We start from the raw sequence: 10,321 nt of genomic DNA on the forward strand, positions 1-10,321 counted from the left end.
GGGGGGGGGGGGTAAACTCTGCCCCGGGGGGGGCTTGGGGGGGGGGCCCGCGACCACGTCAAACCGCCGGGGGGCCCCGGGAACGGCCCCCCGCCCCCCCCCGCGCGGGCCGGAGCACCACACCGTCTCAGGAACCCCTCAGGAGCCGGGGCACCCCGCCGGATCCGGCCGCGACACGTCACCGATCAAGGATGCGTGCGCCGCCTTGAGCCGCTTCACATCGGGCTTGACCACCCTGCGGTCGTACGTGAGCAGACCGTTCAACTCGCCCTCCACATCGGAGATCTGGGTGTAGACGGCGCCGTTGCCGCCCTTGCAGGCGAGCGCCCGTACCTCGTCGAGCTTCGTGAGGTAGTCGTCCGTGTACGTCGCCGGGTCCACGTCGACGTAACTCTGCTGGACCGACCAGGCGTGGCCCGGCACCGCGAGGCCCAGACCGCCGTACTCGCCGTTGACCAGGGCCCGTTCGCCGTCGGGGTGCGGCGGAAGGGCCGGGCTCGGATAGCCGTGCTCGTCCATGATGTCGCCGGTGCCGCCGTCGGCCCCCAGGTTGAGGCCCGACATGCCGTTGACCAGGCGGGTCGGGTCCCAGGACTTGGCCTGGTCGGCGATCCGGCCCTGGTCGTACTGGCCCCAGCCCTCGTTGAACGTGACCCACATGACGATCGAGGGACTGCTCGCGTGCTCGTCGATCATCTGCTTCATCTCACGCTCGTACTCGGCACGGGCGGCCGTGTCAGGGGTACGTCCCGCGCTCATCGACGGCATGTCCTGCCAGACCATCAGGCCCAGCTTGTCGGCCCAGTAGAACCAGCGGTCCGGCTCCACCTTGATGTGCTTGCGGACCGAGTTGAAGCCCATCTCCTTGTGCATCTTCAAGTCGTACGCGAGCGCTTCGTCGGTCGGCGCGGTGTGCAGGCCGTCCGGCCAGAAGCCCTGGTCGAGCGTGGCCATCAGGAAGGTGGGCTTCCCGTTGAGGACCGTGCGCGGGGTGCCGTTCACCTTCTCCACGGCGATGGAGCGCATCCCGAAGTAGCTCGTGACGCGGTCGCCGCCGACCGTCACCTTCAAGTCGTAGAGGAAGGGGTCGTCCGGCGACCAGAGGCGCGGCTTCGCGATCTTCAGCTTCAGCGGCTGTCCCGTCCGTCCGCTCGCCTCCGCGACCTTGGCCTTCCCTTCGTACGCGACCGCCTTGACCGGCACACCGTCGCGCACGCCCCTCGGCTCGACGGTCAGTTCCTTGGCGGCCACGTCGGGGGTGAGCTTGAGCGAGTCGACGTGGTCGGCCGCGACCGGCTCCATCCACACCGTCTGCCAGATGCCGGACGACGGGGTGTACCAGATGCCGCTGGGGTCCAGGCGCTGCTTGCCGACGGGCGGGTTCTCGCCGTCCTTGGCGTCGGTCGGGTCGTAGACGCCGACGATCAGTTCCTGGGTGCGGCCCGGCTTGAGGGCCTTGGTGATGTCGGCGCTGAACTTGTCGTAGCCGCCTTTGTGTTCGGCGACCTTGGTGCCGTTGACGTACACCTCGGACTGCCAGTCGACGGCGCCGAAGTTGAGCTTGAGGCGCTTGCCGTCGCCGACGTTCCAGCCCTCGGGGACGGTGAAGGTCCTGCGGTACCACATGCGGTCCTCGTGCCGTTCCACGCCGGAGAGCTGGGACTCCACGGGGTAGGGGACGAGGATCTTCTCGTCGAGCCGCTTGCCGAACGGGGGCCGCTCGCCCGCCTTCGCCGGGGCGAACTGCCAGGAGCCGTTGAGGTTGCGCCAGGCGTCACGGGTCAGCTGGGGGCGCGGGTACTCGGGCAGCGCGTTGTCCGGGCCGACCTCGTCGGCCCACTCGGTGCGCAGCTGGTGCTCGGAGCGGTTGGGGCCGCTGGTCCAGAACGCGCCGACCGCCTTGCCGTCGTCGCCGGCCAGGCCGCCCTTGCCGTCGTAGCGCAGGTCGGCGGTGCCCTTCGCCGTGCCGCCCTTGTTGCCGACGACGGGTTCCTTCAGGCCGACGAGGAGCGCGCGCGGGTCGGCCGGGTCGGCCTTGACCGTGCCGAGGGGCCACTTCGCGCCGCCGATGACCGCCTCGATGTGGTCCGCCAGACCGGCGGGGGGTGCGCCGAGCTCCTGTGCGAAGTCGAGCTTGAGGGTGCGGCCGTCCTTGAGGATCGTGGCGGCGATCGCCCCGTCGTAATCGAACCCGTCGGGGAGGCGGAAGGCCGACTGCGGGACGGCCTCCTTGGTTCCGCCGGGCTCGGTCCAGCGCAGATGGAGGTTGGAGCCGCCGTAGTGCTCGAAGTACTCGACCTTGATGTCGTAGGCCTGACCAGCCGTCAACTCCACTGGCTGGGCGGTCTGTTCCTTGTCCCAGTCGTCGATCCAGTGGTCGATGGCGAGCTTGCCGTCGATCCAGAGCCGGAAGCCGTTGTCCCCGATCATGGAGAAGGTGTGGGGCCCGGTCTTCTCCGGTACGACCTTGCCGGTCCAGCGGACGGTGGCGTCGTCGGCCTTGCCGGTGGCGAAGGAAAGCCGTGGGTCGAGGTTGTCGAAGTCGATGCGCGGGTCGAAGCCGGTGGCCTTGAGCTCGTGGAAGTCGAAGGCTCCCGGGGCGGACTGGGTGTAGTACTCGCCCTTCAGGCCGTGGACTTCGGGCGGTTCGTCGTCGGCAGCGGTCGCGGCCGGTACCGCGGTGAGACCGGCGAAGGCGAGCGCGACGGCGAGCAGCAGAATCAGCCGGTTGCTGAGCCTGCTGGGCCTTCTGGGTCTGCTGGGCCCTCTGGTTCGGATGGACCTTCTGGTTCGGACGGACCTTCTGGTTCGGGTGGGGCGCACGGATCCTCCTTGCTTGAAGCGGTGCTTGAAGGCTGAGGAAGGGTGGCGGCTCGTCGCTCCAGTCGGTACAACGAGTCTGTACAACGTTGGAAGGAACGGCAGTTGGCATGACAGCACGCCGCCCGGCGAGCTGTCCAGGGTCATGACAAACGCCCCCGGTCGGGGTGCATCTAGACGCAGGGAGCTGCACGTGCGGGTTAGCCTCAAGGACGTCGCGGAGCGCGCGGGCGTCTCCATCAAGACCGTTTCCAACGTGGTGAACAAGTATCAGCACGTCACCCCGGCGATGCGGGCCCGTGTACAGGAGGCCATCGACGAGCTCGGCTACCGACCGAACTTGACGGCCCGTCACCTCCGGAAAGGGCGTACGGGAATCATCGCGCTGGCCCTCCCCGAGCTGGGCAACCCGTACTTCGCCGAGCTCGCGGGCGCGGTCATCGACGCGGCGGCCGAACACGACTTCACCGTGCTGCTCGACCACACGCGCGGCGAGCGCGAGCAGGAGGTCCTGGTCAGCCAGGGCTTCCGGGCCCGGGTCATCGACGGTCTCATCCTCAGCCCGCTGGAGCTCGAGGCGGAGGACCTGCGGGGCCGGGAGGACGACGTGCCGCTCGTGCTGCTCGGCGAGCGCCAGTACGACCTGCCCTACGACCACATCGCGATCGACAACGTGGCGGCCGCGCGCACCGCCGTACGCCATCTCATCGGGCGCGGCCGCACCCGCATCGCCTATCTCGGCGCCCGCACCGACTCCGCGAACCGCCCGGCGCATCTGCGACTCCAGGGCTGGCGCGAGGAGTTGGCGCAGGCCGGGATTGCGACGCCGGACTCCCTGGTGGGCCCGGTCGGCGGCTGGGACCGCTGGGACGGGGCGAAGGCGATGGCGCGGATGCTGGACGCGGGGGTGCGGCCCGACGCGGTCTTCGCGTACAACGACCTGGTGGCCATCGGCGCGATGCGGGTGCTGCACGAGCGGGGCCTTCGGGTGCCGTGGGACGTGGCGGTGGTCGGCTTCGACGACCTCGCGGAGGGCCAGTTCGGGGCGGTCACGCTCACCACCGTCTCGCCGGACAAGCAGGCCATCGCACGGCTCGCGGTGGCCTCGCTGCTGCGGAGTCTGGAGGGCGGCAAAGAGCCCGCAGGGCGTGAACTCACCGCGGAATTCCGGCTGGTGGAGCGCGAGAGCACCCTCGGGCGGCGATGAGGGACGGGCGCGCAGAAGCGAGGCCGGTGCTTGCGCGGAGGGTTTACAGCCCTCTTCCAACGATGTAAAAAGCTCCCCGTACCGCCGAGTTGACCGCAAGTGCCGATCTTCCCGTGAGCGCTCTCAGCGCCGGGGCCGTGCCGTTTTGGGGACTCCATGAAGCCGACCACACTCCTCAGCCGTACCTCAGCCAGGACCCTCCTCGCCGCCGGTCTCGCCGCGAGCCTCGCGCTCGCCGCGGGTTGCGCCAAGTCCGAGGACGACGACGCCGGTGACAAGAGCTCCGCGTCGCAGGACCAGGGCGACTCGGGCCAGGTCGTCTCGGAGCCGAGCGCGGGCAGCGGCGAGACCTGCGCGATCGACGCGTACGGCGGCAAGAAGCTGGACCTGAAGACCGCCACCGTGGGCTTCTCCCAGTCGGAGAAGGAGGCCAACCCCTTCCGCATCGCGGAGACGGCGTCCATCAAGGCCGAGGCCGAGAAGCGCGGCCTCAAGCTGCTCACCGCCAACGCCCAGTCGCAGTTCTCCAAGCAGATCAGCGACGTCCAGGACCTCATCGCCAAGGGCGCCGACCTGCTGGTCATCGCGCCCCTGAACTCCGACGGCTGGGAGCCGGTGCTGCGCGCGGCGTCCGCCAGGCACATCCCGATCATCACCATCGACCGCAAGATCAATGCCAAGGCCTGCAAGGACTATGTGAGCTTCATCGGCTCGGACTTCGTCGAGCAGGGCAAGCGCGCCGCCGACCAGATGATCAAGGCGACGGGCGGCAAGGGCAAGGTCGCCATCCTGCTCGGCGCGGCCGGCAACAACGTGACCACCGAGCGCACCAAGGGCTTCGAGGACCGCGTCAAGGAGCAGGCCCCAGGACTGAAGATCGTCTTCAAACAGACCGGCGAGTTCGCCCGCGAGAAGGGCCAGCAGGTCACCGAGCAGCTCATCCAGTCCAAGCCCGACATCACCGGGATCTACGCCGAGAACGACGAGATGGGCCTCGGCGCGGTGGGCGCGCTCAAGGGCGCGGGCAAGAAGGCCGGTGACGTCAAGATCGTGACGGTCGACGGCACCCGCAACGCCGTGCAGGGCATCGTCGACGGCTGGATCTACGGCGTCATCGAGTCGAACCCGCGCTTCGGCCCGCTGGCCTTCCAGACGCTCGACACCTTCACCAAGGGCTCGAAGGTGTCGCAGGACATCGTCATCAAGGACAGCGCGTACACGAAGAGCAATGCCAAGTCGGACCTCGGCAAGGCGTACTGAGATGTCGTCAGGTTCTTCCGGCGTCCTCTCGGTCAGCCGCCTCACGAAGAGATTCCCGGGCGTACGGGCCCTGGACGCGGTCGACTTCACCGCGCGCGCCGGCGAGGTGCACGCCCTGATCGGCGAGAACGGCGCGGGCAAGTCCACGCTCATCAAGGTCCTGACGGGCGTGTACGCACCGGACGCGGGCGAGCTGACGTACAACGGCCGGCAGCTCACCTTCTCCACGCCCCTGGAGGCCCAGCACGCGGGGATCTCCACCATCTACCAGGAGGTCAACCTCGTCCCCCTGATGAGCGTGGCCCGCAACCTCTTCCTCGGCCGTGAGCCGCGCGGGCGCCTCGGGCTCATCGACTTCCGCCGGATGCACCGCGAGGCGGCCGATGCGCTACAGCGCCTCGGCATCCGCGTCGACGTACGCCGCCCGCTGCGCGAACTGGGCGTAGGCACCCAGCAGATGGTGGCCCTGGCCCGCGCGGTATCGGTCGACGCGCGGGTCGTCATCATGGACGAACCGACGTCGTCCCTCGAACCCCGCGAGGTCCAGACCCTGTTCGGCGTGATCCGCATGCTGCGGGACCGCGGCATCGCGGTGATCTACGTCAGTCACCGCCTCGAAGAGCTCTACGAGGTGTGCGACACGGTCACGGTGCTGCGGGACGGGAAGCGGGTGCACACCGGTCCGATCGCGGAGCTCGACCGGCTCCGCCTGGTGTCCCTGATGCTGGGCCGCGAGGTCGGGGACGTACGCGAAGAGGGCGTCACCAAGTTCACCGGCAGTCACGACGCTTCCGGCCAACCCGTGCTCACCGCAACGGAGTTGACGGTCCGCCACCAGCTGCACGGCGTGTCCATCGGCATCAGGCCCGGTGAGGTGGTGGGCCTGGGCGGTCTGCTCGGCTCGGGCCGCAGCGAGACGGCGAAGGCCATCGCGGGAGCGCTGCCGCCGGACTCGGGCCGCGTGCTGATCGCCGGGGCGCCGGTCCGCACCGGCTCCACGCCCGCCGCGATCCGGGCCGGCATCAGCCTCCTCCCCGAGGACCGCAAGGCCGAGGGAATCGTCCCCGGCCTCTCGGTCCGCGAGAACATCGCACTCGCCGCGCTCCCCCGCCTCTCCCGCTTCGGCCTGGTGGACGAGCGCCGCATGGACGCGCTGGTCGACACCTTCATCAAGCGCCTGCGCATCAAGGCGTCGAGCCCCCACCAGAAGGTGGGCGAACTGTCCGGCGGCAACCAGCAAAAGGTCCTCCTGGCGCGCTGGCTCGCGATGAACCCGAAGGTCCTCCTCCTCGACGAGCCGACGCGCGGCATCGACGTCGGCGCGAAGGCCGAGGTCCAGAAGCTGATCGACGAACTGGCCCAGGACGGACTCGGCGTCCTCCTGATCTCCTCCGACATGGAGGAACTGGTCGAGGGTTCGGACCGGGTCCTCGTCCTGAAGGACGGCGCGGTCGTGGAGGAGCTGACGGGCGACGCGGTCACCGAGGCCCACCTGATGCGAGCGATCGCGGCAGCCCCGTCCACCACCGGAGGCCCCCATGACTGACCTCGCCATCGGCCGCAAGGTGCTCGCCGACCGTGAGCGCGCGCTCCGTCTCCTCCAGAACTACGGCGTCTACGTCGGCGTGGCCGTACTGCTCGTCCTCAACATCGCCGTGACCCCGCACTTCCTCTCCGCCGAGAACTTCCGCACCCAGGCCGTCCAGGTGGCCCCCGTCCTCATCGTCGCCCTCGGCATGGCCCTGGCCATCGGCAGCGAGGGCGTGGACCTCTCCGTCGGCTCGGTGATGGCGCTCTCCACGTCGCTCCTCTCCCTCTACCTCGGCTACGGGATGTGGATCGCGCTCATCGTCGCGCTCATCGGCGGTGCCGTCATAGGCGTCGCCAACGGCTCGCTCATCGCCTTCATCGGCGTCCAGCCCATCGTCGCGACGCTGGCCCTGATGGTCGCGGGCCGCGGGCTCGCCCTCGTGCTGCTCCCCCAGCTCAAGGACGTACGCGACCCGAACATGGCCTCGCTCGGCTCCGGCGACGTCCTCGGCATCCCCTACCTCGTCCTGATCGCGGCGGCGCTCGCACTGCTCGTCGCCTTCGTCGTCCGGCGCACCACCTTCGGCCGCCAGTTGCTCGCCATCGGCGACAGCCGCCCGGCCGCCCGCCTCGCCGGACTTCCCGTACGACGCGTCCTGATCCTGGTGTACGTCTGCTCCGGCGCCCTCGCCGCCGTCGCGGGCGTCCTGGCGACGGCCCGTCTCACCGCGAGCGACCCCACCTCGCTCGGCAACCTGATGGAACTGTCCGCGATCACGGCGGTCGTGGTCGGCGGCACACCGCTCAGTGGCGGGCGGGTGCGGATCGGCGGCACCGTCGCGGGCGCCGTACTGATCCAGCTGCTCACCGCCACGCTCATCAAGCACGATCTGCCGCCGTCCTGGACGCAGATCGCCCAGGCCGTGGTGATCATTCTCGCCGTCTACGCGGCACGGGAGAGGGGCAAGCGGTGACCGGCACCGTGATATCCGAGGCACAGCCGAACAAGACCAGCGACGACGAACCGCCCACCGCGAACCGCTCGGAGCGGCTCAGCGCCCTGGCCCAACAGCACGGCGCCCTGGTCACGTTGGTGGTCGCCGTCATCGCGGCGTCCCTCAGCTTCGACACCTTCCTGACCGGTGACAACCTCGAGAACATGGCGGTCTCCTCCGCTTTCCTCTCCGTCGTCGCGCTCGGCATGACGTTCGTGATCGTCACCGGCGGAATCGACCTCTCCGTGGGCTCCCTTTTCGCCCTGGGCGGCGTGCTCGCGGCCTGGGGTTCGCGGTACGGGACGGCGGTGGCGCTGCTCCTGCCGCTGGCCGTGTGCGGGCTCATCGGCCTCGTCAACGGCCTCCTGATCGCCCGCTCCCGGCTCGCCCCGTTCATCGTGACACTCGCCGCGATGCTGGGCGCGCGCGGCATCCTCCTCTCCGTCACCGACGAGGGCTCCACGACCTACCTGGTCGACAAGGACTCGTTCTTCGCGACACTGGGCCAGGGAAAGGTCCTGGGTGTCGGGGCCCCGGTCTGGATCACCCTCGTCCTCTTCGTGGCCGGCGCGGTCGTCCTGCGCCGCAGCCGCTTCGGCCAGTACGTGTACGCGGTCGGCGGCAACGAGGACGCGGCGGCGCTGATGGGCGCCCCCGTGGCCCGCACGAAGATCGCCGTGTACACCCTGTCCGGGCTCTGCGCGGGCCTCGCGGGCGCGCTCAACGCGGCCTGGCTGGTCTCGGGCGTCACCATTCTCGGCTCAGGCATGGAGCTGGAGGCGATCTCCGCGGTCGTCATCGGGGGCACACTGCTGACCGGCGGCTTCGGCTTCATCAGCGGATCACTCGTCGGCGTACTGCTCCTGAAGGTGATCCAGAACGTCATCAACCAGATCGGCTCGCTGGACTCCGCGTACCAACAGGTCGTCAGCGGCGCCTTCCTGGCGGTCGTGGTGATCGCGCAGACCTGGCTGGGCCGCAGGCGCCGGGTCCTCTAAGGGCTCCTGCAAGGACTCCCACAAGGAGTCCTATAAGGGCACGGCCTGTCCCTTGCCCAGCGCAATCACACCCGCCTTCGACACCGTGTACAGCTCCTGGTCCCGCTCGGGGTTGACGCCGATCGTCGCGCCGGGCGGGACGTCCACGTTCTTGTCGAGGACGGCGCCGCGGACCACGGCACCACGCCCGACGCGTACGTTGTCGTGCAGCACCGAGCCCTGCACGACCGCCCCTTGCTCGACGGTCACCCCGGGCGAGAGCACGGAGCGGGTGACCTGGCCGCGGATGACGCAGCCGGGGCTGACGATGGACTCGCTCGCGATGCCGCCCGCGCAGAACTTGGCGGGCGGCAACCCGCCGGAGTGCGTGTAGATCGGCCAGCGCCGGTTGTCCAGGTTGAACACCGGCTGGTCCGAGATCAGGTCCATGTGCGCTTCGTAGTACGCGTCGAGGGTGCCGACGTCACGCCAGTAGCCGTGGTCGCGCGCGGTCTCGCCGGGGACGTGGTTGTCGTCGAAGTCGTACAGCTGGGCCAGGCCGCGTTCGGTGAGCATCGGAAGGATCGAACCGCCCATGTCGTGCACGGAGTTGTCGTCCTCGGCGTCCTGCTGGAGCGCGTCGACGAGGGTCTTCGTGGTGAAGACGTAGTTGCCCATGGAGGCGAACACCTGGTGCGGGGAGCCGGGCAGGCCCGGCGGGTCGGCCGGTTTCTCCAGGAAGCGGTCGACCCGCGTGCCGTCCCGCGCGGGGGTGATGATGCCGAAGGACGACGCGTCGGCGCGCGGCACCCGGATCCCCGCGACCGTCACTCCCGCGCCGCTCTCGAAGTGCTGGCCCAGCATCTGCCGCGGGTCCATGCGGTAGACGTGGTCGGCGCCGAACACCGCGATGTAGTCCGGCTGTTCGTCGTGGACGAGGTTGAGGGACTGCAGGATCGCGTCCGCGCTGCCCGAGTACCAGCGCGGGCCGAGGCGCTGCTGGGCCGGGACCGGGGTGACGTAGTTGCCGAGCAGGCTCGACATCCGCCAGGTCGTGGTCACATGGCGGTCCAGGGAGTGCGACTTGTACTGGGTCAGTACGCAGATCCGCAGGACGTCGCCGTTGACGAGGTTGGAGAGCACGAAGTCGACGAGGCGGTAGGTGCCGCCGAACGTGACCGCTGGTTTGGCCCGGTCGGCGGTGAGGGGCAGCAGGCGTTTGCCCTCCCCGCCGGCCAGGACGATTCCGAGCACCGAAGGTCCACCGCGCATCGCGCCGCCCCCTGACTTGGGATCACTTGGACTCGAGCAACTCCTCGTACACGTGGGCCGTGCGCCGGGCGACCGCGTCCCAGCCGAACTCCCGTACCGCGCGCTCGCGTCCGGCGACGCCCATCCGCGTCGCGGTGCGCGGATCGGCGATCAGGTCGTTCAGGGCGCGGGCGAGCCGTGCCTCGAAGGCCGTGGGTTCCTCGTCGTGCCCGTACGGGACGAGGAGTCCGGTCTCGGGGGGGGGGGGGGCGCGCGCGGGG

Annotated in this window: 8 protein-coding genes; 5 read left to right on the top strand and 3 right to left on the bottom strand. The window is 69.7% G+C overall.

The annotated features are described in order from the left end of the window. Window positions 1–138: 138 nt before the first annotated feature. Entirely contained in the window at window positions 139–2,721 is a 2,583-nt protein-coding gene (locus ACFWY6_RS30885; protein ID WP_384697273.1) for a PA14 domain-containing protein, read from the bottom strand. A gap of 292 nt (window positions 2,722–3,013) precedes the next feature. Here ACFWY6_RS30885 and ACFWY6_RS30890 point away from each other — a divergent pair, with 292 nt between their 5' ends. The 5 genes from ACFWY6_RS30890 (at window position 3,014) to ACFWY6_RS30910 (ending at window position 8,810) form a co-directional block, all read left to right on the top strand. Beyond that, complete coding sequence (locus ACFWY6_RS30890) at window positions 3,014–4,027, top strand: LacI family DNA-binding transcriptional regulator (RefSeq protein WP_384697236.1); 1,014 nt, start codon at window positions 3,014–3,016, stop codon at window positions 4,025–4,027. Window positions 4,028–4,183: 156 nt separating this feature from the next. After that, complete coding sequence (locus ACFWY6_RS30895; RefSeq protein WP_384697238.1) at window positions 4,184–5,287, top strand: ABC transporter substrate-binding protein; 1,104 nt, start codon at window positions 4,184–4,186, stop codon at window positions 5,285–5,287. Window position 5,288: 1 nt separating this feature from the next. Continuing rightward, window positions 5,289–6,833: a sugar ABC transporter ATP-binding protein gene (locus ACFWY6_RS30900; RefSeq protein ID WP_384697241.1), complete on the top strand. Its 1,545-nt coding sequence runs from the start codon at window positions 5,289–5,291 to the stop codon at window positions 6,831–6,833. Continuing rightward, window positions 6,826–7,791, top strand: coding sequence for an ABC transporter permease (locus ACFWY6_RS30905; protein ID WP_384697244.1), 966 nt, complete (start codon window positions 6,826–6,828; stop codon window positions 7,789–7,791). The genes ACFWY6_RS30900 and ACFWY6_RS30905 overlap by 8 nt, the downstream gene beginning before the upstream one ends. An 8-nt stretch (window positions 7,792–7,799) precedes the next feature. Beyond that, a complete protein-coding gene (locus tag ACFWY6_RS30910; protein WP_384697276.1) occupies window positions 7,800–8,810 on the top strand; it encodes an ABC transporter permease in 1,011 nt (336 codons plus the stop codon). 30 nt (window positions 8,811–8,840) lie between these two features. Here the strand turns inward: ACFWY6_RS30910 and glgC are convergent, their stop codons facing one another. After that, window positions 8,841–10,061 carry a glucose-1-phosphate adenylyltransferase gene (gene glgC, locus ACFWY6_RS30915; protein ID WP_266872705.1) on the bottom strand — a complete coding sequence of 407 codons (1,221 nt, stop codon included), beginning with the start codon at window positions 10,059–10,061 and terminating at the stop codon, window positions 8,841–8,843. A 22-nt stretch (window positions 10,062–10,083) separates the two neighbouring features. After that, a partial coding sequence (locus ACFWY6_RS30920) for a glycosyltransferase (protein WP_384697247.1) occupies window positions 10,084–10,321 on the bottom strand: 238 nt, incomplete at its 5' end.

This window comes from Streptomyces sp. NPDC059037 (genome assembly GCF_042740015.1).
Taxonomy (GTDB): Bacteria; Actinomycetota; Actinomycetes; order Streptomycetales; family Streptomycetaceae; genus Streptomyces.

What these genes read in the sequence shown, in the direction of transcription:
- ACFWY6_RS30895 (WP_384697238.1), top strand. Translation starts at nt 4,184, where the DNA reads ATGAAGCCGACCACACTCCTCAGCCGTACCTCAGCCAGGACCCTCCTC.
- ACFWY6_RS30900 (WP_384697241.1), top strand. Translation starts at nt 5,289, where the DNA reads ATGTCGTCAGGTTCTTCCGGCGTCCTCTCGGTCAGCCGCCTCACGAAG.
- ACFWY6_RS30905 (WP_384697244.1), top strand. Translation starts at nt 6,826, where the DNA reads ATGACTGACCTCGCCATCGGCCGCAAGGTGCTCGCCGACCGTGAGCGC.
- glgC (WP_266872705.1), bottom strand. Translation starts at nt 10,061, where the DNA reads ATGCGCGGTGGACCTTCGGTGCTCGGAATCGTCCTGGCCGGCGGGGAG.